This is a genomic window from Anaeromassilibacillus sp. SJQ-5 (assembly GCF_054108045.1).
Genome location: NZ_JBPJWQ010000001.1, coordinates 3,434,758 through 3,459,703, shown reverse-complemented (window position 1 = coordinate 3,459,703; position 24,946 = coordinate 3,434,758). Strand labels below are relative to the sequence as shown.

Genomic DNA, 24,946 nt, shown 5'->3' with positions numbered 1-24,946 from the left:
AAATAAGAAGAGGGTTTCATCTTTCTCACGCTCAGAGGGTTCCGTCCGGTTCATATTTCGCCAGCCACACCTCGGAAACCATCCCTTGAGGGAGCAGATGATAGGGCGAGCCGCCCGCGCCGTCCGGACCGAGACGCGCACCGAAGGTGTTGGCGCGTGTCAGGATATACTGTAATTCCACCGATTCCCGCTCTGTGAGCAGCTCGGTGACGTCGGCTCTGTAGGGTTTCGACCAAATCGGCTTCCGACGTTTCCCGTCCGTCGCCAAAAGCAGGGCGGCTTCAAAATCCTCCGTATAGAGCTCCGTCCGTCCTGAAATCCCGTCAGGCACAGGCAGCAGATAACTGACACCCGCGCCGTAAAATGGAAAGCCCTGTTCGGTTATATCCCCCACCGCCAGCGTCTCCGGCGGCTTCGTCAGCACATTCCCCTCCGGGGAAAGGGTCACGCCGAAATGCCCCAGCAGATAAAGCGCCTCCAGATTGAGAGCGCCGTGGAACCGGCATAAAAGGGTGATGGTATTTTGGCCGGGCCGCAGGACTTGGGGCGAAATCTTTAAAATACGGAAACACGGATCCACCCAGAAATCCCCGGAAACCGCAGCAGCATCCGGCGTTCCATTCACCAGGAGATCGAATTCCTCCGGCGTTTCCATCGCCAGCCGCAGCTCCTCGGGTCTATCTTCCACGTAAAAGTGAAAGTCAAGGCGAAGCGAGCAAAGAGCCGGCTCCTTTTCCTCACCCGTAAACCAGGGCTGCAGCATCTGCCCCCCTCGCTGTGGGAGTCCCAGGCACGTCCGTATTTCCTTATCCGCTTCCAGAATGTCCTTTCCGCAAACCGGCGGCTCGTCATTTATCCGGTAATCCACAAAGTTCAGCAGGCAGACGTTCGGCTCATGCAGCCGGTAAGAAAATGCTTTGCCGCAGGGGATATCCGCCGTCTTCCGACCGCCCTCAAGGGCCGGCCGCAGACCTTCGTCCATTTCTGTAATGACCAGACACAGCTCGGCCGCTGCCTCAAAATCCGTTTGGAAAGAGAGGGGATCCCCTTGTGCAAGCAGGGTTCTCGTACCTGTCCGGACATCCCATTTCTCACAGTATCCGCCAATCGCAAAGGCCACGGTCACCCCGCGGAAAGCCTGCCAGCGGCTGATGTTCATCAGAACAGCTATCGTTCGGTCTCCGTCACGGCGGAGCTGGGCGTAAATATCCGGAATCGGGCGGCCCTCTTTGTCTCGAACCGTCACATACGGCTTCGTCTGAAGCGTATCCAGAATGTGATCGAAATTCGTGTAGACGGCTGGCAACTCCGCGGCCGCATTGGAGGGAATCGCATCTATATAGCAGGGCGGGGAATCGCCAAAGACCACCTGTCCCCCTTTTTGCGCGAATTCGTAAAGTAAATCCAAAGTGGACTTTCTCATGTTCAGCATGCCGGTCACTAAAACGCTTTTATAGACGGCCTTTCCTACCCGCAAAACCGGTATGCCGTCCTGTTCCTCCACACGGCCCATCCGATGTAAATAATCTTCGTCTCCGTAATCGAAGTCCACCCTTGCGCCACAGAGCAGATGGAAAGTGTCCTCATAGATCTGTTCGAGTTTCTGCACCTCCGGATCCAGCGTCTGCAATTGCCAGGACCACTTGGGGTAAATCCGGCACCAAAGGCTTTCCACCGGATACACAATCAGAAGGTCGCACAGCGGCTCTCCCTGACTAAGCAGCACATGAAGTCGGGCGAAATAGTCCTCTATGTAGGAATAATACGGGTACCAAGCGGATTGGTACGAAATGCTGGCGGGATAATCTCGTTTTCCTTCCCCCTGCATGCTATACCATGAGAGATGATGACATCTTAAATTGATGCCGAACAGCGCCTGCCAGTCGCCGACCGCCTTATGCCCTTCGAAGTCGAATTGCCAGCCGGTAGCTCCGTAAAGCTCACTGAGCAGCCAGGGCTTGCCCAGCTGTCTGGCGGCCGACTGCAGCTGCTTGACGATCCAGAAGCAGTAATTGTGCTCCATCAGGACGTCCACGCCCGGCACGTCCATATATTCATAGGCCCGCATGACGGAGCCCAGCATACAGGTCTGCGCGGTGAGACTGTCCTCATGCAGCATATGCCCGGTAAATTGTATCCGGTTGAGCCGGCACCAGTCCTGAATCGGCGAGAGAAAATTTTCTGCAAACAGCCGTTGGATAAGTTCCATATACTGCCACTTCACCGGGCTGACCTTTTCCCCATTTGGCCATAAGAATAGTTCCGGTAAAAAATCCCGCAAATCATAGCCATAGGCCGCATAGAAATCGGCAAACAGAGAATCGGTATAGGGAATCAGATACTCGCCGCCCGGATTGGAATTTCCAAAACCGGCCATAACCGCTCCTCGGTGGGGTTCATCGGTGAAAATACCATAGATCTCCGTCCCGAACCTGTCCCCGCAATGCTCCCGGTATTTTTCATGCGTTTCCTGAAGAAACTGCTCCGTGGCGCTACGCTTCATGGTATCCAAATAGGTAGAGCCGTTGCAGGAGGTTTCCTTTACCATCTCCTCCACCATAAATTTCAGAACCGTTCTCCGGGGGTGCGGAGAATCGGGGCCAAGTCTGGTCTTTTCCGTAAAGGAATAGCCGTCCAAAGAGACCGTGAAAGCGGCAACGGTATTGTCGTCGTACACGAAATCATTGCCATCCTCTATGGACAACCGTATGAACTTCATGCGGTTGTCCGGATCCTGCGTTACCTTGCCGCCCGCGATGCCGGAGGGCCATCGATCCTCGTCGTAAAGCCAGGTTTCCAACCCCAGGGATTGCCCCTTATCGGCACACGCGTTAATAAGCTCGAACCATTCCTTGCCCAGGTATTCCGTAACCAAGCCGATGCGGGAATGGCAGAAATAGCCGCCCATGCCCATTTCCTTGAAAATCTGAATTTGCCTGAGCAGCTCATCTTTTTCAAGCTTGCCGTTCCAGCTCCAAAACGGCTTTCCGCGGTACGCCGCCGACGGGGATTGAAATAGGTTTTCCAAATTATTCATTGGCAAATCTCCTCGCCTGTCCTTTACAACGGAACCTATTTCACTCTCTTCTTTTTAAATACGAAAAGATAAAGTAATACGCCGCCGCCCGCCAGCAGGACGACCCCGCCGGCAATCACCATATACGCCCAGACGGGCAGGCCGTCCGCCGACTCCTTTATCACCGGCGCCGCAGAGCTTTCCGGGCGGGTGGTCGACGTCGTATCGAGCGCCTGCGTGGTTTCGCCGGAAGCCGGTTCCGAAGCTTCGTTTGACGGTGCATCGGAAGTTGGATTTTCTACCGGTTTGGACTCCGGTGAGGTAGCGGTCGGTTTTTTCGGCTTGGTGGTTGGGGTCGCCGGCTTCGTGGTGGTCGGCTTTGCCGTTGTAGCAGAGCTCTCCGTCTTTATGTAGAGCGGGGCAAGCCGTGTGTGCCAGTGCCCCCACCAGGCTTCGTCGCCGGTGGGCGTATACGCTGCGCCGATGTAATTCGTGATGCTCAAATCCAACTGCCCGAGCGTATTCCCGCTCACGCCTATGTTGTGTGCATAGTGGGGGAAGTTGCTTCGGAACGTCGTGGTTTTTTCAAAATTGATGCCGTCCTTGGACTCCATGACGCTCACATAGGAATCGTAATCCCATCCGTTTAACAGCTGAAAGCCGATAAATTTCCCCGTTTCCGGGCAATACTTGACTTCCTCCGGTTCGTTTTTGCAGCGGTCATTGGAAATCTGCTTTCCCGGCCAGTTGGGATCCTTAAGCGGAAAAACCGACACCGAGATATTCCCGTAGCTGTTCCAGTCCTGATCGTCCTTCGTCTGGTCGACATAATACATATAGAGCCTGTCGTCCTTGACCGTAAAGGCGGGCATGGAACAGCCCACGCCGTTTCCACTGTAGCGGGTAATGGCGTACGGCTTGCCACCCCAGCCGCTGCCATTCCATTTTTCATAGGGGCCTTCCGGATTTTTGGCACGGGCGATGAACAGGTTGTTGACGGCTTTTTCTTTCGAGGGATCGGTCCGGAATTCCGGCGAACCCGTATATCCAACATAATAATAGTCGCCGTATTTGAAAGCGCCGGGGTCGCAGGTAGACCATTTGTCCTCCGAATCCAGCGTAGGATACAGCACCACTTTCCAGTCCGTCCACGTCTTGCCCCCGTCCATGGAACGGGTGTATTCAATGCTGTCGTTTCCGTACCGCACGCCGTTGGAAACAAGTGGCGGCGCGGACGCCCAGATGTCGATTCGGTTGCCGTCGATGAGGATCGCCGGGCCATACCGGTAGGAATACTGCACGCTCTCCGGCGGCGTGTAAATATTGCTCCCCTCATTCGCACAGACAATTTTCAGCGTGCTGTTCTGCGTGGCGGCAGCCCCCTGAAACACCACAAGGGATACCGCCAGCAGGCCGGAAAAAGCCGCCAAAAGCTTTTTTCTATTAACCATAACGAATTATCCTTTCGCGCTTACAGCATTTTTTATATGCCGAACCGTTCGTTAATCTCGGCCTGCGCCGTATTGAGAATTGCTTCCATGGCCTGCTTGGGCGTCATTTTCTGATCAACGCAGGCGGCAGCCGCGTTGTTTTCAAAGGAGGAGGTTGAAAGACGGAAAATGGACTTGTAACTCCGAATCTTGCGCAGCATGCCTAGAGACTCGTCGTCCCGGACATAACCCGCGTGCCGCTTTTCCCAATCCGCCGCCTTCGTAAACGTGCGGTTTCCAAGAGCTACCAGGATCTTGCCGGCATCCTCCACCTGCGCGTTGTTGCTGGCAAGCCCGTAGTACCGGTTATTCAAAAGAATACAGGTATAGTCTTTTTGTCCGTCGCCTTTGGGGAAAGGAAGGATGCCGTAATCGTCTTTCATCAAAGCGGACAAATCGTTGATATCCGGTGAACCGTTACCGGCGATGTAAAACAGACTGTTGCCGCCCATGAAAGAGTTGATAGCGGTCACATAGCCGCTGCTGCCTTTCTTGTTGTACAGTCCGGCCTTGCAGTAATCCTGCAGCCAGTTCAGCGCTTCCAGCAGTTTGGAATCCAGTCCGTTGAACACCGGGATGCCATTGGCCAGGACAATCGGCGAGGTGCCGTTTGAAAAGACCAGATTGAATATATACGGTGTGAACGTGGCGTTACAGCCGTAAACCTTTCCGCTGGACTGCTTATAAACCGCTTCGGAGGCCTCGCGGAATTTGGACCAGGTCCACTGTCCCTTGTCCACCAGATCATACAGATTGCCGATCTTGTACTGGGAAGCCAACGCCTTGTTAAAATAGACGACGCTGTATCCTACATCTTTCTCGAGTCCCACGCCATAGCAGGTGTTTTTATACGTGGCGTTTGCGATGGCAGCCTGACTCCACCCATTCGTTTTCAGACCGACGGATTTCACCTTGGACAGATCGGCGAAATAGCCGTTTTTATACAGGCTGTTCATTTCACCCTGGATTTCATAGATATCCGCCACGATCTTTCCTCCCGCGGTGGCGGTGGCGACATCCGTCAAATAACTATTTGCATCCAAATTGACCACTTTGATGGTACACTTGTATTCTTTCTGAATCGCGGCGATTGCCTTGACGTTCGCCTGGGCGATTGGATCGCTGTTGCTGGCCTTGTAGTTGTTGGGCCAGAAAGTCCCCAGCTTGATTGTTTTGCCCTTTAAATCCGTAACCTGTTCGCTGAATACCGGATCCTTAAACGGATCCACGCCGTTCAGAAAACCCGGATCGACCATTTGCGCGGAATCGCTGGTTTTTGTAGGGACAGTCACCACCGTTTGCGTCTTGGTGGCTCCGCTTCCATTCTTGCCGCTGGTCGTCGTCCCATGGCTTCCACCGGACGCATCCGGACTCATGGAAGAATTCGATTCCAATCCGGGAAGCGTGGTAATCTCGGAACCCGGTTCGGTTTCTCCCGATACGCCGCTGTCGGTCGCGTTTCCTCCGGAAACGGCCGACGAGGAATCGTCGGCAGGCTTCGATCCCCCCCCGCAGGAACAGAGTGACAACAGCAGGAACGCAGCAATCAACGCGGATAAAATTTTTCTGGACATAATTCTCCTCCTTCTATTTCTGTTAGTGCGACATGGCTTCAAGAATAGACTGCTATAAGGCGTTTCCGATTTGTTACACGTGTAACATTAATAACATAATACCATTTTTCTCTACAAAACACAAGCGGTTTTCGTAAAAAACATATTTTAATTTGCACACGGCTGCTCGGCTATCTGTGTACCGGGCCGGTAGAGTCCCGGATGAACAGTTCGGTGCTGACGGTGACATCATCCACCGTGTTGTGGCGGATATGACGATGCAAGACATCAAACGCCAGTTTACCGTATTCCAGCTTATTGAACCCAATAGAGGTTAGAGACGGGCTGAATTTAGTGGATATATAGATATCGTCCATACCCACCACGGAGATGTCGCCGGGAACCGATTTTCCTTTGTCGGAAATCGCCTGAATGGCACCGTAGGCCATCAGGTCGTTCAGGCACAGGACAGCGGTCACCTCAGGATGCTCCGCCATCAGCTTCTGCATGAGCCGGTAGCTGGAATCCATATCCGGGTTGCGCGTAGCGATTTCTCCGACAAATATCGGCTCGCTGTCCGGCAGCATCTTTTCCATCGCGGAAAAAAACAGGCGATCGCTGGGATCAAACGTGTTATTACGGGCAAAGGTGCTGAGCATGGCAATGCACGTATGCCCCATATTTTTCAAATGCGCCACAGCCTTTTCAATCCCCAGCGTATGATCCACATAAATATGAGAAATATCCCGGCAATCCTTTAAGATAATGCCGTTAATCAGCACCCGCACATCGCCGTCGACCATACTGCTTATGATTTCATGATACCTTTGATCCGACATATAGGGCAGACCCGTGATAAACACGCCGTCAATCCGCCGGGCAATCAAGTGCTGAATATACTTTTCCGTCTCGCGCTGGCCGGTGCAGATACTGACCAGATAATCGTTATCAATGGCCGCGTTTTCAAAGCCCGTAATAATTTCCGCAAAATACGGGTTGGACAGGTCGTTGGCCAAAACCGCCAATTGCTTGGTTTCGTTTTTCACCATCGACCGCGCCACCATGTCTGCGGTATAGTTGAGCTCCTTGACCGCATCCCAGACCTTTTTAGTGGTTTCCGGAGACACGCTGCGGCTTTTATTCATGACATACGACACCGACGCCTCGGACACGCCCGCCCGAACGGCAACGTCTCTTCTGGTCACACGCATCTGCAATCCCGCCTCTTTTTAAAATACTAACACAGGAGAATTCCTTGCTAGCCGACAATGCCCGCCCTGTCAATAGATTCTACAAAGAATTTCTGAAGGACGATATATATAAGCGCAATAGGGAGAACGGCCAGCACGGCGCCGATATTGACATAGTTGGCTACTTCAATCGGTTTGCCGGCACTCTGAGCCAAAGCGCTCACATTTTTTGACAGAATGTTGACCTCATCCAGGAACAGCGGGGAAAAAACCGTATCCGTCCACTGCCAGGCCAGAGCCAGAAGAAAAACGGTCGTCATAACAGCCGTGGCCGCCGGCAGCATGATTTTCGTAAACGTCCGTAGCGTACCGCAGCCGTCCAGATAGGAGGCTTCCTCCAGCTCCTTGGGCATATTCCGGAAGAACTGACGAAACATGAAAATATACAGGCCGTTTTTGATCCCCAGACCGGTCATGGACAGGATTACCAGGGGCCACGCCGTTCCGATCAGCTTAAACACGCCGAGAAACGCCTTGAACTTCAGATACAGCGGGAGGAGGATGGTCTGGGAGGGTACAATCAGAGAAAAGATGACCAGGAAAAAGCAGAGGTTCCGTCCTTTAAATTGAAACCGGGCGAACCCATATCCGACAACGGCGCAAACCAAGGTCTGCAAAGCGCCCAATGCCACCGAAATCAGCAGCGTATTTTGTAAAGCCGACCAATAGCTCATTTCCTTGACAACGTGCCGGACATTTCCCCAGGTAAACGTTTTCGGCAGAAAGCGAACCGTGGGATCGATAAAATCGGAATAGGTTTTAAACGCGTTGACTACCTTAATAAAAAACGGGTACAGGATGATATAGCACAGCCCCAGCAGGATGACCGCCCGCACCAACTTCCAAAGCAGAGAAGTAACCGCTTGCGGCGTCAGATGCCGCGCTTTCCACCGGTTCCATTTCTTGCGTCCGGACGCCGTGGCCTCCGCGGGTACAGACGATAATAAAGAATTCATAATTTCCCCCTAATCCAAATACTGTATGCGCTTGGACAAGAGGCCGCAGATAATTCCCAGACAAATCACAATAATAAGGAAGAACATCCAGGACATAGCGCAGGAATATCCAATCCCCCGGCTGTTGGTAAAAGAATTGTCCAGAATATATTGCAGCACCTCGTACTTTGGATTGGTAAACGAGTCGATGATGGTGTAAACGATATTGACAAGAATCATGGGCGTCAGCATAGGGAACGTGATTTTCCAGAACTCCTCCCATTTGGTGGCGCCCTCCACCTTGGATGCCTCAAACAGAGAGCTTGGAATCGTCTGCAGGGCGGAAAGGAATATGAGGATTTGTACACCGGAGGAATTGACCACACTGTAGGTGTTTTCTACGGCATAGAGGATTACGCCGGTCAGGGTGCTGTTTAAATTCGCCGATTCCAGCAGGCTTTTCAAATCAAAAAAGGAGGCGAAGTTGCCTGAGAACGCCGTGGAAATAGATTCGCCGTTGTTGGTGGCGGAGCCGAAAAAGGAAGTGGCCATATTGTTGACGTCGGCACTGGCTATAATGCCTGTGGCCACCAGCACCGGGAGGAAAAAGACGGCGCGCGCCGCTCCTCTGCCGATGAACTTCTGATTCAGGATGTTGGCAATGAAAAAGCTGAAAAACAGGATGACGACCAAATCGACGAGCGTGCCCTGGACAGCCCCGTAAAGCTTCGGCAGAAATTCCGTGTCCTCTGTCAGTGCGGCTATGTAGTTCTGAAAGCCGACATATTCCCTGGCTACCGAGTCAAACTGAACGGTGGCGAATTCCAGCGAATAGGAAAAGGATTCCACCAGCGAGGGGAGAAAAATAAAGAGCATACCCACGAGAAATGGACATATGAACAGATAGCCAGCGTTATTCCTTTTAGCCATCAGGCTGCCGGCCCGTCTGGAAGGGCCGCCATGATTACGTGTGCGCATCGTATCCCATTCCTTCTGTTATCGATTCGTTCACATACAAAAAGTCCATTCCGGCTATCGTATACCCTTCAATGACAGCGTCGTCATTGTTGTAATTTATCAGTACACGGCCGCCGTTTTCATAGGAGACCTGCACGACGCCGCCGGTCAGCCGTTTATGCTCCGTTATCACACTGTCGCTGATCTCCCGAAATAGGGCGTTCAGACGGGTATATGTGGAGATAATCTCTTCTTCCCACGTATCCACCGCTACGGAATAATAATCCGAGCAGCTGGTATCCGCCAGCAGCAGCGGATCCTCCGTCATCAGAACATAGTGCAGACCCGCGCCGCTCTCGATGTTTTTCAGCAGGGCCTTTTGATAACTGCCCTGCTGGTTCAGCGCGACGCCGCTGTACTCCATATAGCCGTGCAGCACCATGCCAACAAAAGGAATCGCATAGCTTTCCATGCTCATTTCCGAAGATCCAAGTGAAATATCGGTCACCGCCCGCAGATATTTCAGCGTATACGCGTTCCCGCCGTCCGCCAGTAAAGTATACCCGTTATTTACCAGCTTTTCAAGCGAAGCGACGGTAATGTTTTTACTTTCCTCCCGTGTCACCTCATGTCTCTCATCGTAATTACCGGACAGATAGGAGCATAGGGAGGAAACAAAAAGGGTATTTGCTCCGATGCGCGCGCCATCCTCATGAAAACGGTCGATGATAGCGCCATAGCTCAGGGGATTAAGGAGATACGCGCTGTCATCCGGGTCACGGCGACCGCTGGACGGAGAATATCCGCTGAGAACCGCCGTGTCGTTGCTGATAAAGCGGGAGATTTGCGTGCTGGTATTCAGGCCGTTTCCATTTCGGTAAACCCTGGTAAAATCCACGCCCAAATACGCGCGGCCCTGTGTCCCGTCAAAAAATTTTGTCAACGAGGAAAGCCCCTCGGTTCCTCCCAGGGATTTTTCGATGGTGGCGGTATGAGGCACCCGAAACTGCATGCCGCCGTTGATCGCCCCCAGAAGCAGGGCGTTAAAGCTCGCCACATTGCGCTCCGCCAATTGCCGCCCAAACGCTTGGATCCCCTCAAAGGTAGACGCCGCGGTTTCCACATTCATCGGAATAAATCCGACCATCTTCCTTTTTGTGACCGCTCCTAAAAAACTCACATCGAGACGCAAATCCCGTTTCTCCGGCAGCTTTTTTATAGAACCGGTTTGTGCCAGATAGGTGCGATAGTACCGGGCCATGCCGGAATAGCCGGCGTTTTCGCCGTATAGGAAATGATACCGTACCACATAGGGAGCTTCGGGTTCCTTTTTGGAATACACCCGGTTTGCCACCACATTCTCCTGCTGATCCAGAATATCGTTTGATGCAACGTCCATGGTATAGTAGGTAAAGTAGGGGGCTGCCGTATTATACGAGGAAAGTGAATTCACGGTCTTTATCCGCACGCCGCCCATAGCGTCGCCGCTCTCCACAATGCCGAAAACCCCGCGATTCCCGCTGCGTATACCGAACACGGGAAACGGCGAATAGGGAACCAGCGTCGAAGCGTCGTTATGGTTGACGCCGAAATCGCTGCCGTAAAACGGCAGCTCCGTTTGCGTTAAGGAAGCGCTGCTGCCATTTCTGGAGCTGTTCTCAATAACCGCGCCGCTGCCGTCGGGGATCATGAGATAGCCCTCTTCCTGCGCCGTCGTGGAAAACAAATTGCTCAGCAGATAAATTTTTGTCAGCGTATATCCGCTGTTCTTGACATGCACGATATGGGACGTGTCAATCTGTGCTATGAGATCTCGCTCCTGCAGCCGATACACCACCGGGATCTCGAAATACGCCTGCGCGGCCCCGGCGGCATTGACGGCGCCGGCCTGTGCTTCCTCCCGGGATATGAACGACTCGTCAATGCTCAGCGCGGCGGAAACCTCCTCCAGAAGAGAACGCTGAACCGACGTCAAATACGTAGGATCGCAAACATACAGGAGCCCCAGCGACGCGAGCCCGGAATATTTCTTGGCGTATGCCGCCTTGTCGGCGTCGTCCAGCTCGTCGTAAACAATCGCTTGATACAAATTTTGGAATCTCGCGAATTGGGAGGTCGAGATTCGCTCCTCCCCGATAGCCCGGTCTGCCTTTTCCGCAAGCTGATCGTAGCCTTTCTGGCTCATGACATAGCAAATCGTTTGTTTTTCCGTGTTGGTTCCGAACGCATAGGTGATAGTAAGAGAATCCGGCTCCGCTTTTACCGTTACCTGATTCAGCCCGTCGTCGTCAACACTGTTGGGATAGCTGCTCATCATATTGCGCGCGCTGGCTCCATCGTAATATTCGACAGCCACCTGAGAATAGGCGTCGGCCTTTCCTTCCTCGCTCAGATCTGTATCGTCCTCATAAACCGCTCGGTTGGAGAAAAACACGCTGCCCGTGTCCTTGTCCAGTACGGCGATATCATAATACCGGCCAAGATACAAGGTCAAATGATCGTTGCTGAGGACTTCTTCCATCGCAGAAAGCGCCTCAAGCTCTTTCTCGCCCGCTTTAAACGCGCCGCTTTTCGCCTCACTTTGTAAATCGCTGACAAATTGACTGGCATGCGGCGCATAGACGGACTTGGCGTCGCCGGCAGAAATCGCTTCCCCGCCGCAGCCGGCCAGCAGCGTCAGGGCGGCCAGACAGCCGATGGCCGACACGGCAGCCGAGCGCTTCTTCGTGTGTGGCATCCGTTTACCTCCTCTCAAGACAGTCTGAGCTTAAGCTCCGCCCAAAGCGTAACAAAAAAACCGGACATCTGCTGGATTAGGTTGAAAAACAGCAGGGCGATATAGGCCATCATACACATGCCCAATAGAATGAAAACAATCATCAGAACCGATTTGGCAAACGTGTATTGGTGGGTAACCAGTGTTCCCGTAAACAGCAGGAACGCCATCCAGACATAGCCGATATTCACCAGCATTGTATAAAAAGAAGCCTCCGTCAGCACAAGCATATAACTCAACGGAATGAGGATACACTGAATCAGAGTCACCGGCACCAAGGCGTAGGCCGTCGCCTTTAAAATATCGGTAAACCGCCCCTCGCCGTCATACAAGCTGGTGAGACACCAGCTTGCGATGCACCATAAAAAGAACAGCCCCAGCGTCGTGGCCACGCTTTTATAGATGCTGAAATTCACGCCGCCGGCGGGATTGAACAGATATGAGGTGCAATAGCCGGACAAAACGGAGACAAGGATGTAAAGGGTAAGCAGAATTCCAGCCGTACGCAGGCTGCCCTTGCGTTCGTGTTTGATCTCCCAATAGCCCTTAAACGGGTGTACGGTTACATACAAGGAATACCGCAATTCTTTCAGCAAAGTACCCATAGGCTCACTCCTGACTGCCCTTATAATATTTTACCATGCGCTTTATCAGGGAATACAGCAGGGCCAGTACCCCAAGTGAGATGAGGATTCCCATTATAACGGGAAAATACGTTTGCACCTTTTGTTCCCGAATGAGAGCAACCGTATCAGAATACCGGTTTTGATCCTCGGCATACCGAAAATACTTGAGCGCCGCATCGTATTTCCCCTGCTTGAGCATAGCGTTTCCCAAGCCCACAAACGCGTACTTAAAATTGGTGTTTTCCCCCGCCAGCTGCGACCAAAGCTTGTAGGCTTCCTCGTAGTCGCCGTTAAACTGACTGGCCTCCGCCTGCAAAACCAGCTGGCCGTAGGCCGTCGGCTGGAATACCAGCACCTTTCCAAGTCCGCTGTCCAGCACCAGCAGATTGTCCCCCTGATACCGAATATCCACCGGCATTTGAAAATCGCTTTTTCGGTTTCCGATATTTCCAAAAATAAAGAGAAGATTTCCGTTGTCGTCGTAGGTGAAAATATGCCCTCTTTGCTGATCCAGCAGACTATATATCCCATTCTGGCCGACCGCCACACCGACGATGCGGGAGGGCTCTTCCTTAAAATCCAAATCGCCCAGCGGCGCGTAAAAGCCGTTTCTTTTCAGGACGTCGTTTCCCATCGTGTTGAGCTTTTTTATTGGCGTCACGGTGCCGGATTTATCCTTGGATCGGATGGCGTTCAAAATATCCTCGCCGTCCAGAGAGCTGATGGTAGACCAGAGAAAATCCTCGTCGTCCATAAAAATACTATTGTATTCCGTGGGAACAAACTGCTCCAGCTTCGCCTTCTGCGTTTCCGTAAAAAAACGCCGTAAAAGCACGGTCATTACATCATACTGCACCCGGGGAGAACCAATATATCCCATGAAGCGGCCCTCACTGTCCAGCTGGATGATGCCCCTGTTAATATTGCGGGCCACTACGTACATTCTCCCGATGCTGTCCACCGCCAGCCGGGAGGGCAGAAAAGCCTCGTCCCCACCGGTCAGCCCTGTCATATTGGCAGGTTTTTCCAAAATCTTAAAAACCGTCCCGTCCTCCCGGCATTGGAGGATGCGTCCGTTTTGAGTATCGGCTACCAGCAAATCCCCATTATCATATACATAAATACCCTCGGGCTGATTGAGCTGAAGCGTATCATTTTCGTATGGAAAATCCGTCAAAACCTTTTCCAGCCGAAAATCCGCCGAATATATCAGGATGCGGTTGTTGTCGGTATCCGCGACATACAGCCGGCCGGTTTTCTCCGACAGAACCATGCACTGTGCATGCCCGGCCCGCAGCCCGTCCGCGTCTACCAAATCGAAAGCGGTCTTAAACGTGTACGCATCGGGAATGCTCACGTCGTTTCCCTTTTCATCGTAGGTGTAGCTTGCGTTCTCGCCTATCCCCGTATAGGCGAGAGCCGGAAAGCACGCCATCAAGCTCAACGCCAGCAGCACAAGCAGCGCACGGCCGCCTTTCCAATACTTCACAACCACACCTCAATCCTTCATGCCCGACGTGGACATCGTCTCTATAATATTGGACTGGGAAACGACGAACACGGTTAAGGGCACCAGCATCATCAGCACCGTGATGGCGCCGCCGACCCCCGCCCGGGCAATGCCGGCCGCCTGCACCTGACTGAGTGCATAGGACAGGGTTTTCAGCTGCTCACTGAAAATATACGACGAGCTTCCCAGCCCCCACAAAGATTGCACCGTGAAAATCATCAGCGTGATCCATGCCGGCTTGGCCATGGGCATGACCAACTTGAAAAATTTGGTTCCCTCCCCGGCACCGTCGATATCCGCGCTTTCCAGTACAGAAAGATTCACCGTCTGATCCATAAACTGCTTCATAATAAACAGGCCGAGCGGGGCACCTACTGCTGGCAGGATGACAGCGGTATAAGTGTCAATAAGATGGAGTCTGGACATGATGATAAAGCTGGGGATCGCCGTGACGGCCGAGCTAAACATAAGCGTGGTTTGGATGACGGAAAAAATAAAGCGGGAGCCCGGGAACCGATACCGCGACAACGGATAGGCACACATAGAGGCCAATACGATATGCAGCAGCGTTCCGGCCGCAGTGATGAATACCGTGTTGAATATGTACCGGCTGAAAGGTATCCAGGAATCCGACATGAGGGAAAACAAATCGCCGAAATTTTTCATAGTGGGCTTGATAACAAAAAAGCGAGGCGGAAACAGCCACAGCTCATTGGCGGGTTTCAGCGACGTTGAAATCGTGTAGACAAACGGCAGGATCATCAGCAGCCCCATAAGTGCGAGAAAGAGAACCAGGACAATATCGCCGCCTACCGAACGAGCCACTTTTTTTTTGAATAGGGTATGTGAAATCGACATCATTCAAGTTCCCACGCCTTTCAAAAGTCTGCGCACCGCCATGTTGCAGAAAATCATCATGAAAAACAAGAGCGTTGCAATCGTGCAGGCATAGCCCATCTCGTACCGTATAGTGCCGTAATCCGCCAGATGGTTCATAATGGTGTGGACGGAATAATTGGTGCTGGGAAATCCGCAGAGACCGGTAATAACATCCCCCACGCCGAAAGAGCCGGTTATGCTCAGTACAGCAGAGAGAAGCAGCTGCGGCTTCATCAGCGGCAGCGTTACAAACCACAACTCCTGCCACCGGTTGGTGATCCCGTCTATCGCCGCTGCTTCATAGTACTGCTTATCCACGCCCTGGAACCCCGCGATGAACACAAGGAAAGAGGTTCCCAGACTCATCCATAGGATAATTACGATTAAAACAGGAAACATATAGGCTGGATTTTGAAAGAACTGGATAGGCGCCTGTATCACCCCCAGCCTCCGAAGCATGCTGTTGATATAACCCTGGGCATCGCCGCTGAAAAGATAATTCCAGATAACAAATATGCCCCCGGAAATAGACGGTGCGTAAAAAACGATGGTGAAAAACACGCGCATGCCACGCGACAGATCGTTGATAAGCCAAGCAAAAAAGAAAGAGAGCAAAAAGCCTCCCGGGCCGACGATGACGGCAAAAGCCAGCGTGTTCTTAAGCGCAATAACAAAAATATCGTCATTTAGAAACAAACGAAAATAGTTGCTGACCCCGATAAATTGCGGTGCACTTAGCATATTGAAAGACGTAAAGCTTAAGCACACCGCCACCACGACGGGCAGAATGGTAAACAGGGTGAAAATAAGCAGATACGGGAGCATAAACAGATAATGCGTGCGGTGCTTCCGCATGGCTTTAAACGTATTGGAACAATCGGATTTGAGACGAGCTTTAAAAGCATGTCTTCCTGCAAACATTCGCATCGGCCACCTTTTTCTAAACGTTGACGCCCCACATCCCTCACTGCAAGCCGAATTCCCGGCGTTTGAGAGCCATTTCCCGGTTGATCTGATTCACATAGCCAAGCAGCGTATCACGGGCGCTGACATTTTCGCTGTATACGGTGGCAATGGCAAAGCCCACATTCCGGCTGGTCATGTACCCGCCCGGCACCTCGGGAATCCCCCGGGTAGCTTTCAGCTGCTTGAGCAGAACCTGTTTGTCGACAGTGCGCCAAGGCAGTCTGGCGAGAGCTTCCAGATTGGCGGTGTTATACCGCGCACCGACCCCCATGACGCTCTCCAGTTCCTTGCCGTATTGATACTGCGTATCGCTGCTGGTCAGCCATTTCATGAATTTCCAGGCTGCTTCCTTATTTTTGCTGGCGGACATCAGCACACAGCCGGATCCAGACGATGGGGAAATGTTTTGCACGGCGCCGTCCTCGCCAGCGATGCCGGGGATGGTGGTCATGCCCCACCGGCCGCTGATTTCCGGGGCGGAAATTTGCAGCAGGTTGTAGTTGGTATAATCTTCTATGCCGATAACGATTTCCCCCGTGCGGAAGCGGGTGACGAAATTGTAGGCGTATGGGAGATTATAGTCGGTAAAAAGCCGCATGAAATAGTGGAAAGCATCCAGATTTGTCTTGCTGTCCAGCGCCGTCCTGCTGCCGTCCTCGCTGTAAAGCTGTCCCTGATTCTGATAGAGGAACATGGCATAGGAATTAAAATTCGGCATCAGGGACACATTCATGTTTTGTCCCTGTATCGTGGGCAGGGCGCCAATAAGATCCTGCCAGGTCCGGATCGAACCGATGTCGATTCCGAGCTGTTCCAGAATATCCCGGCGGTAAAACATCATTAGAAAGGAGAACGTTTCCGGCAAGGCATAGATGCCGCCGCGATACCGGTAGGGGACCAAGGCGCTGTCGGAAAACCGTTCGGCCACCTGGTCGAAATCTTCCATAAGAGATAAATCCGCCACCGCTCCCCGCATGGCGTAATTGGCCGGATCCCCCCCGCTGACTTGCAGAGCCACATCCGGGCCCAATCCCGCCACTGTGGCAGTCAGAATGGTCGTCGCCGGAACCAGCTGGAGGTTCACCGCGGTTCCGTAAGAGGGAGAGAATTGCTGCTGGATCAGCCGACGGAGTACCATCGCCTGATCGCGGCCGCCCGATAGGCCGTTGCCCACCCATACGGTTATGGAGGTATCGCCGGTGCCGCCCGAAAGGTTGTTATAATCGCTGACAAAAGAGGACAGAAATTTCTGAACACCGTCTTTCAGCGAGAGGAAAAAGCTCACATTGGCTGTCGGAAGTGCTGCCTGCGGCTCGGCAATAAACAAATAATCCAGCAACAGTGGCTGCTTTTTCACATCCAGGAGCAAGTTGGCAAAGGTACTCAGCGCATCGCGGAACTGGCTGTAAATTCCGGGGATCTGCCCGGGAGAGCGTACCATTTCATCGAGCTGGTATGCCAGCTGATTCATCTGCGCGACATTGGAATCCTGCTTCCCCGTCAGATCCACCCAACTGGCGGCAATTTTTTTCAGCTGCGCCGCTTGCTGCCGGAATACCTCGATTACGTCGGGCATGTATTGGTCGATGTTATAATCCCGGTATAGGTCGGGTTCGGAGCCAAGCAGGGTCAGCAGCCGCCAGCTTGCCGTATTCAGTTCATCAAGGCTCTGTGAGGCGTCAAGCAGGGAGGGCGCAAGCGCCCCCAGCGTCACCTCCAGCGTAATCGTCCGAGAGCCCTTGTCCAGATAAAACAAATAGGGCGTATCGCCGCCTGCCGCGGTTACCTGCCAACTGGAATCGAACGCAAACTCCATATTTTGTGCTTCACTGAACGGAATCTCCCCATCAATACGCAGACTTCTTACACAGGGAACGTCACGCAAATAGTTTTGCTTAAAACGATAGCCGATGTGATAAAGCCCGCTTTCCGGCACTTCGATTTTCCATGTAATCCACGCCCCGGGTTCCTGCCAGCGGGTTCCGCCAATCACATTGATTTTTTGTTCGTTATATATGTAGGGCTCGTTAGCCGGGGAAGTGTTGTCCGCGCTGGCATACAGCGCGGGGCTCGACACCGCGCTGGTATCCTCCGCTTGCACCTTTAAAATTCCGTCTTTCAGCACCCCCTGTACCGCCGAAGCGCCTTGCCTTTGATATGCCGCTACAGCTTCCGTATAGTTCGGTACGGGTTCAGCGGGAGGGTTCAGCGTAACGGATGCAATCGCCATCGGCTCCGCTATCGATTCCAGCGCGAGGCTGTGCGTCCCCTGTGTCAGGTAAAACTGCAGGGGGCCGTAAAAGCCGGAAGCATCTTGGAGCGTGGCCGACAGCCACTGCGGCTCTTCCTTCAGCACGGTCTGCCGCTCCTCATCTTCTGTGCTTTCCCGGGCAAATACTCTGCCGAATTCAAGCTGAGAGGCTTCCTCAAAAGGGACTGTTCCATCAATAAGCAAGCGTCTTTGAACGGCTGAGCTGGTCCCCTCCATGGGGTAATATGCAAGCGTGATCGTATATAAACCGGCCTGTGAAACCTCTATCGTCCATTCTGCCCGTCCCGTCTCTTCCGTCAGTACCACGTCACCCGTTTTGCCAGCGTATTCTTTTACCAAACGAACATTTTCGCCGCCGTGCAGAGAAGAAAGATCCACATGTACACTTTGACTGGGAGACTCTCCCGTTTGCATTGCCGTGATATAAGCGCCGTATCCTGTGGCCTTCCTGGTCTCCCCAGCAGGGGATGTATCTGCAATTTCCGCGAAACCGGTCATGGGAACGAGAGCAATTGTCGTGGCAAAAATCACCAAGGCGCACAATCCCGTCAAAAACCTTTTTTGAGAGATCCGCAAAGCAATCACCCCTTATTTTCGTTTCGTTATACGTGTAACACAAAACAATTATAGACTGTCCGTACAACAAATGCAATACTTTTCTTTAAAAAATATTTAATTTATTAATCGCCCAGCCCGTTCTCCTGAATGACCTTCTGATACCAATAGGCGCTGTCTTTCCACGTCCTGTTTTGCGTCGAATAATCCGTGTGCAAAATACCGAAAGGATACGAATAGCCCGCCGTCCATTCGAAATTGTCATATAGGGACCAGAGATAATACCCCCTGACGTCAGCCCCGTCTTCAATAGCTTTGTGAATCCATTTAAGGAAGCCTTCCACATACTGAATGCGATAAGCGTCATGAACCCTGCCGTCCGCCCCTACTCGTTCGTTGGCATTATGTACGCCGTTTTCCGTAATATAGATAGGGATTTTCAATTGAAAATCCTCACGCAACATGGTTATCGCATCATATACGCAGCGCGGATAGTACTCCACACCCGTTTCCAGGAAATTACCTCCGTTGCGTTCCATGGCACGTTTTATCTCTGCTGCTTGCGCGGAAACCACTACACGGTTGTAGCAATTGCAGCCAAAGAAGTCAATGGGCTGGCTGATAAGCTCTAGGTCGCCTTCCCTGATTTCCGGCATCGTGCCGTCCCGCTCCATTTTATCCAGCAAATACGCCGAGTAGCGGCCTTTTAGAACCGGATTCAAATAGGAAAGGTACGATTCTTCGTTTTCCCGCAATGCGATAGCAATGTCCTCTTCGTTTTCCGGGCGCGCGGGATGCCGGTGCCAAATATCGACCACAATACCGATCTGGCTGTTTTGGGAGCTGCACGCCCGGAAAGCCGCAACGCCCTCGCCGTGAGCCCTTAGTATATTATGATTGGCTTGTTTCCCAAACGCCTCGCTTTTGAGCCCAGGCGCGAAAAGCCCCGTGGCATACCCCATATAAGTGGCAATTGGTTCGTTAATCGTGGCAAAGAGCGGCACGCGATCCGCGAATTCCTTGAATAGAAGCTGCGCATATTCTCCAAACCACTTGGCTGTATCCCGATTCAGCCAACCGCCCAATGTTTGCAGTTCATAGGGTAAATCCCAATGGTACAGAGTCATGTTGGGGGCAATATCATTTTTCAATAACTCGTCCACCAGTCTTTTGTAGAAATCCAGGCCCTTGTCATTGATTCTCCCCTTGCCCTCCGGCAATATCCGTGGCCAGGAAACGGAAAAGCGATAACTGTTCAGCCCCAACCGCTTCATTTGCTGAACATCCTCTTTATAAAGCTCATAATGGTTGCAAGCCGTTTCCGGCAAATCTCCGTTCGCCGTTTTGCCGGGAATCCGGGAAAACACATCCCATATGGACAAGCCTTTACCATCCTTCTGAGCCGCCCCCTCTATCTGGGCGGCACTTGTCGCCACACCCCATAAAAAATCTTTCGGAAAAATACAAGCCATTTTAAACCCCTCCCAAGTTGTTACACGTATAACTATATCATCTTTAATTGGAGAAGTAAATAGCTTTTGATAAATCTTATAAGGACCAACATTTCTTTGATTCATTTTTGCGCTATACATCCAACGACCTCTTGTATTTACGCGTAAAGCATTGCATACTGGAAAGGCAATAAATGGATGGAGAATATCCCATGAGCGTTGTACATGCGCACCGCGGTGCGTCCACCTATGCGCCGGAGAACACCATGCCCGCCTTTCGTTTAGCTATGGAAATGGGAACGGACGGCTTTGGGAACGACATTCATTTAACGAAAGACAAGGTGTTCGTTGTCAGCCACGACGCATCTATTGCCCGCTGTTCCGACGGAAACGTCCTTATCCATGAGAGTACGCTTGAGGAACTGCGCCGTTTTGATTTCGGGAGTTGGTTTTCGGAGAGGTTTGCCGGAACGAGTATCTCCACACTGGACGAAATGCTGGACCTCACCAGCCGTATGACCGTATTGAACATTGAATTAAAGCCCCCGCTGCCTGCCGGCCAGGAACTAGATGAGGCATTGGGCATCTTATATGAGGCGCTGAACCGGCATCATTGCACAGAACGAGCTATCATCACCTTCTGTCATGACTGGGCGGCGCGTCTCAAGGAGCTGTTTCCAGATTTGCGCACGTGACTTCTATATGGCGAGCATCTTTCCCCCGAGGAAACCGTGGCGCTGGCGGAACGGTACAGCGCCGACGCCGTTCACCCGGCGCTGAACGGCGTAACGTCAGATGTAGTGACCGCCTGCCATGATCGAGGGCTTCTCATCAACGTCTGGACCGTGGATGCTCCTGAAGCAATTGAGCGGGCCATTGCCCTTAAAGTAGACGGTATCATCAGCAATGTTCCCGACCGTGTTCTTCGCGCCCTAGGCCGCGACGTTAAATGAGAAACTGACAAATGCCAACCGGCGGACCCGGGAGCGTTTACCGGCCGGCATTTGTTGTAATGGTTATCGCAATATGAAAGATAGCAAAAGGGGAAGTGGCGGTAACCATTCCAGCTCTGTGTTCTAATTTTCACAACTTAGGAGATTAAAAACAGTGATGGGCTTACGCGCGGAAAAACTTCTAAGATTTTTTCTAATACTTTCTGGAATAAGCGGTCTTTAAACGGGAAGCGGGTCGGTTAAGATTTACAGGCGCAAAAGCCTTGAAACCCGCATGAATACTAGGCTTTACGTGGCATTACCCGCCCCTCGGTAATCTTCTGTGACACCCCACCCATGCGATTCCGATTCCAAAGGCCGGGGGTTCGAATCCCTCCGGGCGGACCAAAAATAGAGCGTCGTGCGCGTCAGCGTGCGGCGCTCTATTTTTTATCCCTGTCCGCCAGGGAGACGAACCCCCTGGGTTCTGAATCCCTCCGGGCGGACCAAAAATGGAGCGTCGTGCGCGTCAGCGTGCGGCGCTCTATTTTTTATCCCTGTCCGCCAGGGAGGCAAAGCTCCCGGGTTCTGAATACCGACCGGCGAACGAATAACACAAGCCGACAAGCTTACTGGTAAACTTGTCGGCTTGTGTTATATTTCTTAAAAATCAAAAACTACGATTGCATGAAAAGATTGGGATATGGCTTATTCAGACGTGACGGATGTCTTATTGGTTTTGCGAAGGAAATAGAGCCCTGCACTCGCAAGCCCGGCTGCCACGATAGCCATTACATACAGGAGGCTCGAGTCGCCGGTGGTGGGAGAGGCGGCATCGGAAGCGGTATTCGTCTGTCCGGTGGTTGGCGTCGTGGGCTGGGGTTCCGGAGAGACGCTGGAATCCGGCTTTTCCGGCTCCACAGGGGACCCCGAGCCATACTGCACCAGGTACTGCGCCGAGGCCAGCCACTGCTCGTTGTCGAAGTCCCGGCCAAGAACCAGCACCTTATCCTTGTACACCTTGACAAAATATCCCTGTGCACCCTCGATGGTGGCCTGCGCGTCGCTCCACAGATAGGCCACGGAGGCCGTATTGAAAATCGTCGGCAAATTCTCGTCCCGCTCTTTCATGTTGGAAGCGGAATTCATTTCCCAATGGCTGTGGCCGCTAAACAGGATGACCTCGGGATAGTCCTTGAGGATCGCGGCAAATTCCTCCGCCCGGTCAATACCGTGCCATCCCTGATATTCGTAGGTGCCCGCCACCGTATCGATAAGTCCCTGGTGCAGGAACACATAGATCGGCCGGTTTTCATCCCGCTTTTCCGCCAGCTTTTCCCGGAACCAGTTCAGCTGCTCATCCGACAGATAGGCATACAAGCCGTTTCCGCCCATCTCGCTGCCCAGGAAAATGAAGTGGGCGCCGTCGATCCACTCGTCAAAATAAATCGTTTTGGAATCTGGATTGGTGTATTCCAGGAAGGTTAACAGCTTCTGCTTATCATTGCCCGGCCCATAAAAATCATGGTTGCCGATGGCGCAGCGCACCTGCGATAGATCAAAGCCGGCCTTTTCGACCAGATCCTGATAAAGCTCGTATTGCCTTACCGTACCGTTGTCCGCGATATCCCCGTTGATCATGATACCTTTGCTGTTCGGGGACAGCTGCTTAACCTGTTTGAGCGCACTGGTGAAATGCTCGTTGTGGATAGCTGCCGTGGCGGGGTTATCGCTCAGATGGATGTCGCTGAATACCTGAAACTCATATAGCGGTTTGCCGAAATCATACTCGTTGCAGCCTTTCGGCAGCATGGCGGTGGCATAGGTTTCCGAGAGCCGTTTGCCCCGCGCGGCGTACACCAGAATCCGATCGGCGCCGTTGGGGATCAGGGTGTTGGCCACCATCGTATACGTGGTGACCTCTCCGGCGGCCTTAATCAGGGGAAACGAGGTATAGTCCGCCAGCTTCCCCTGCGCATTCCCCCAGAAAGCCGCATAGGAATCCGGGATCGCGTCCTTACTGGCCGTGATGGTCAGCTTGCCGTCGGCCGAACCGGTGAAGCGGTTGTTCCGCTCATAGACGGCGGAGGCTGGCGCCACAAGAGCCGTGTTCTTCTCGTTAATGATGATGCCCGTCTGCGCCAACATCGTATACCCGTCGTTTTCACATAAAAAAATGGTGTATTCCCCGGCGGGCAGATTCTTCAAATCCTGACGGACGATATATTCGGATTCAAAAATATTTTTGGCTTTCCCGGACGTGTTGCCGTCCTTGGCCACATAGTACCACCGGATGGATTGTATCGCCGCCCCCGGGTTCTCGCCTTTTCGATAGATGCCCACCCAGTCATTGCCCGTCCCGGCCGCTGTTATCATAATGGCCTCGCCCTCGGTATAGGCCGCCTTGTCCGTACTCAAGAGAGCGCTGTCCGCAGAGGCAGACAGCGGAACGCAAGCGGACGCCGCCAGCAAAAGGCTGGATATAGCCGCCAAAATTTTTTGCCTGACTTTCAAGTCTCAGACCTCCCTGCTTATGCTTTTCAAAATTTTGCGTATGCTTGCGGATTTTCTTTCCATACAGGCCTGTCGGGACGGCGGCTGACGCCGCCGTCCCGGTTTTGTGGGCTCTAGTAAAAAGTCCCATCACGTATAAAGGCTGCTGCGAAATGTCCTCATGCGCCTTTTAAGACCGATTTCCCGCAAAGGGACCAACCTTTTTCTTAAACAGGATGAAGACAACTCCTCCGGCAATGACCAGTACCCCTGCCACAATCAGCACAATCCACAGCGGGCTGAAGCCCCCCTGTTCATCGATATTCGTGGGTGTGTCACTGCTGTTGGAGGTGGTATCCGGCTTGCTGGCGCTTTCGCTGGATTGGGTGGGAACGCTGGACTCCGGCTCGGCCGCGTCCGAAGCATCGGAAGAGACCGGTGCCTCCGAAGAAACGTCCTCCGGCTCGGAGGAGGCCTCCGCCTGAGAGGCGGCCGTGGTTTTAGCCGGGGTGTCGGGGGCTTTTGTAGTCGCATTCGTGTTCGGTTTAGTCGTGGGCTTGGCGGGGGCGTTGCCCGCCAGCTCCACTATCGGCAGGTCGGGCGCTTCCCAATATCGCTGATAGGAGGGGTTGGCCCAGGACACATAATAATCGCGGGCCCCGTTTTCGTCCATATCGTCATTGATACCAAAGTTGAAGCCCAGCCAGTCGCCGGCCTTGTGATTGCCCTTTTCCGACCAGGGAATGCTGATTTCGCAGAGATAGTCGCTGGCATTGCGCACGCAGCTGGCGGTTGCGGTTTTGATATTCGTCTTGTTGGAGGTCAAGGCGCCGGTGGACGGTTTGCTGTTGCGCTCATAGGGGTTCACCAGCAGCTGCCAGTTGCCGCTGTTGTCATAATACCTGCCCAGGTCGTCCGCCGTCTCCGAAACAAAGAGGGTCACCTGCTCCGTCATAAAGCGCACCACAGAGGAGGGGGCGTCCGCCGGATCGCTGGGCGTTTTGTCGGTGGCGGCATATACCAGGAAATACAGGTTGTTTTCATCCCACATGACCCTGGCATAGGAATCCTTCAGCGGCTTATCCGCGGCGTTATAGCGGGTTGCCGTCTCATCGCCGGCCCAGATGACGGGAATCTTATCGGTGGTGTTCCAGACGGCGTCAATTTTACCGTCGATAACCGGCGTGCCATACTGGGCCTTAGGGTTGTCGTCCGCCAGGCTCCCCATAGGGCAGGCGAGAGAAAGGGCCATGGCCGCGGCCAATACGATACTCCATTTTTTCAT

General features: G+C 52.8%; 15 protein-coding genes and 1 pseudogene. 1 reads left to right on the top strand and 15 read right to left on the bottom strand.

Features of this window, described 5'->3' with window-relative positions; translation table 11 throughout:
• Window positions 1-31: 31 nt before the first annotated feature.
• From ACSAMM_RS14930 to ACSAMM_RS14870, 13 genes are all read right to left on the bottom strand, one after another.
• Window positions 32-3,037 (bottom strand): glycosyl hydrolase, encoded by a 3,006-nt coding sequence (locus ACSAMM_RS14930; RefSeq protein ID WP_178720524.1) that lies wholly within the window; start codon window positions 3,035-3,037, stop codon window positions 32-34.
• A gap of 35 nt (window positions 3,038-3,072) precedes the next feature.
• Complete coding sequence (locus ACSAMM_RS14925; RefSeq protein WP_178720526.1) at window positions 3,073-4,467, bottom strand: hypothetical protein; 1,395 nt, start codon at window positions 4,465-4,467, stop codon at window positions 3,073-3,075.
• 32 nt (window positions 4,468-4,499) lie between these two features.
• A complete protein-coding gene (locus tag ACSAMM_RS14920) occupies window positions 4,500-6,080 on the bottom strand; it encodes an ABC transporter substrate-binding protein (protein WP_457792071.1) in 1,581 nt (526 codons plus the stop codon).
• A gap of 170 nt (window positions 6,081-6,250) precedes the next feature.
• On the bottom strand, window positions 6,251-7,270 hold the full coding sequence (locus ACSAMM_RS14915; RefSeq protein WP_178720530.1) for a substrate-binding domain-containing protein: 1,020 nt from the start codon (window positions 7,268-7,270) through the stop codon (window positions 6,251-6,253).
• 47 nt (window positions 7,271-7,317) lie between these two features.
• A complete protein-coding gene (locus tag ACSAMM_RS14910; protein WP_178720532.1) occupies window positions 7,318-8,265 on the bottom strand; it encodes an ABC transporter permease subunit in 948 nt (315 codons plus the stop codon).
• A gap of 9 nt (window positions 8,266-8,274) precedes the next feature.
• Window positions 8,275-9,222 (bottom strand): ABC transporter permease subunit, encoded by a 948-nt coding sequence (locus ACSAMM_RS14905; RefSeq protein ID WP_178720534.1) that lies wholly within the window; start codon window positions 9,220-9,222, stop codon window positions 8,275-8,277.
• Window positions 9,209-11,938, bottom strand: coding sequence for a DUF5696 domain-containing protein (locus ACSAMM_RS14900; protein WP_457792070.1), 2,730 nt, complete (start codon window positions 11,936-11,938; stop codon window positions 9,209-9,211). The genes ACSAMM_RS14905 and ACSAMM_RS14900 overlap by 14 nt, the downstream gene beginning before the upstream one ends.
• Before the next feature lie 14 nt (window positions 11,939-11,952).
• Window positions 11,953-12,582, bottom strand: a complete 630-nt coding sequence (locus ACSAMM_RS14895) for a Yip1 family protein (RefSeq protein WP_457792069.1) — start codon at window positions 12,580-12,582, stop codon at window positions 11,953-11,955.
• Between the two features lie 4 nt (window positions 12,583-12,586).
• Window positions 12,587-14,098: a hypothetical protein gene (locus ACSAMM_RS14890; protein ID WP_178722604.1), complete on the bottom strand. Its 1,512-nt coding sequence runs from the start codon at window positions 14,096-14,098 to the stop codon at window positions 12,587-12,589.
• A gap of 3 nt (window positions 14,099-14,101) precedes the next feature.
• The gene (locus tag ACSAMM_RS14885) at window positions 14,102-14,974 is read right to left on the bottom strand and encodes an ABC transporter permease subunit (protein WP_178722602.1); all 873 of its coding nucleotides are present in this window, start codon (window positions 14,972-14,974) and stop codon (window positions 14,102-14,104) included.
• Window positions 14,975-15,913: an ABC transporter permease subunit gene (locus ACSAMM_RS14880; protein WP_178722600.1), complete on the bottom strand. Its 939-nt coding sequence runs from the start codon at window positions 15,911-15,913 to the stop codon at window positions 14,975-14,977.
• Between the two features lie 43 nt (window positions 15,914-15,956).
• Window positions 15,957-18,314 (bottom strand): extracellular solute-binding protein, encoded by a 2,358-nt coding sequence (locus ACSAMM_RS14875; protein ID WP_457792068.1) that lies wholly within the window; start codon window positions 18,312-18,314, stop codon window positions 15,957-15,959.
• Window positions 18,315-18,910: 596 nt separating this feature from the next.
• The gene (locus tag ACSAMM_RS14870) at window positions 18,911-20,377 is read right to left on the bottom strand and encodes a GH1 family beta-glucosidase (RefSeq protein WP_457792067.1); all 1,467 of its coding nucleotides are present in this window, start codon (window positions 20,375-20,377) and stop codon (window positions 18,911-18,913) included.
• Window positions 20,378-20,430: 53 nt separating this feature from the next.
• Here ACSAMM_RS14870 and ACSAMM_RS14865 point away from each other — a divergent pair.
• Window positions 20,431-21,189 (top strand): annotated as a pseudogene (locus ACSAMM_RS14865) (glycerophosphodiester phosphodiesterase).
• Window positions 21,190-21,876: 687 nt separating this feature from the next.
• Here the strand turns inward: ACSAMM_RS14865 and ACSAMM_RS14860 are convergent.
• Together ACSAMM_RS14860 and ACSAMM_RS14855 are read right to left on the bottom strand one after the other, a co-directional pair.
• Window positions 21,877-23,682, bottom strand: a complete 1,806-nt coding sequence (locus ACSAMM_RS14860) for a metallophosphoesterase family protein (RefSeq protein WP_457792066.1) — start codon at window positions 23,680-23,682, stop codon at window positions 21,877-21,879.
• A 169-nt stretch (window positions 23,683-23,851) separates the two neighbouring features.
• Window positions 23,852-24,946, bottom strand: coding sequence for a sugar-binding protein (locus tag ACSAMM_RS14855; RefSeq protein ID WP_178724545.1), 1,095 nt, complete (start codon window positions 24,944-24,946; stop codon window positions 23,852-23,854).

Bases quoted from the DNA above. Each gene is read 5' to 3' on its own strand.
- ACSAMM_RS14905 (WP_178720534.1), bottom strand. From the start codon at position 9,222: ATGCGCACACGTAATCATGGCGGCCCTTCCAGACGGGCCGGCAGCCTG.
- ACSAMM_RS14895 (WP_457792069.1), bottom strand. From the start codon at position 12,582: ATGGGTACTTTGCTGAAAGAATTGCGGTATTCCTTGTATGTAACCGTA.
- ACSAMM_RS14870 (WP_457792067.1), bottom strand. From the start codon at position 20,377: ATGTATAGCGCAAAAATGAATCAAAGAAATGTTGGTCCTTATAAGATT.
- ACSAMM_RS14915 (WP_178720530.1), bottom strand. From the start codon at position 7,270: ATGCGTGTGACCAGAAGAGACGTTGCCGTTCGGGCGGGCGTGTCCGAG.
- ACSAMM_RS14855 (WP_178724545.1), bottom strand. From the start codon at position 24,946: ATGAAAAAATGGAGTATCGTATTGGCCGCGGCCATGGCCCTTTCTCTC.
- ACSAMM_RS14900 (WP_457792070.1), bottom strand. From the start codon at position 11,938: ATGCCACACACGAAGAAGCGCTCGGCTGCCGTGTCGGCCATCGGCTGT.
- ACSAMM_RS14920 (WP_457792071.1), bottom strand. From the start codon at position 6,080: ATGTCCAGAAAAATTTTATCCGCGTTGATTGCTGCGTTCCTGCTGTTG.
- ACSAMM_RS14925 (WP_178720526.1), bottom strand. From the start codon at position 4,467: ATGGTTAATAGAAAAAAGCTTTTGGCGGCTTTTTCCGGCCTGCTGGCG.
- ACSAMM_RS14885 (WP_178722602.1), bottom strand. From the start codon at position 14,974: ATGATGTCGATTTCACATACCCTATTCAAAAAAAAAGTGGCTCGTTCG.
- ACSAMM_RS14910 (WP_178720532.1), bottom strand. From the start codon at position 8,265: ATGAATTCTTTATTATCGTCTGTACCCGCGGAGGCCACGGCGTCCGGA.
- ACSAMM_RS14880 (WP_178722600.1), bottom strand. From the start codon at position 15,913: ATGTTTGCAGGAAGACATGCTTTTAAAGCTCGTCTCAAATCCGATTGT.
- ACSAMM_RS14930 (WP_178720524.1), bottom strand. From the start codon at position 3,037: ATGAATAATTTGGAAAACCTATTTCAATCCCCGTCGGCGGCGTACCGC.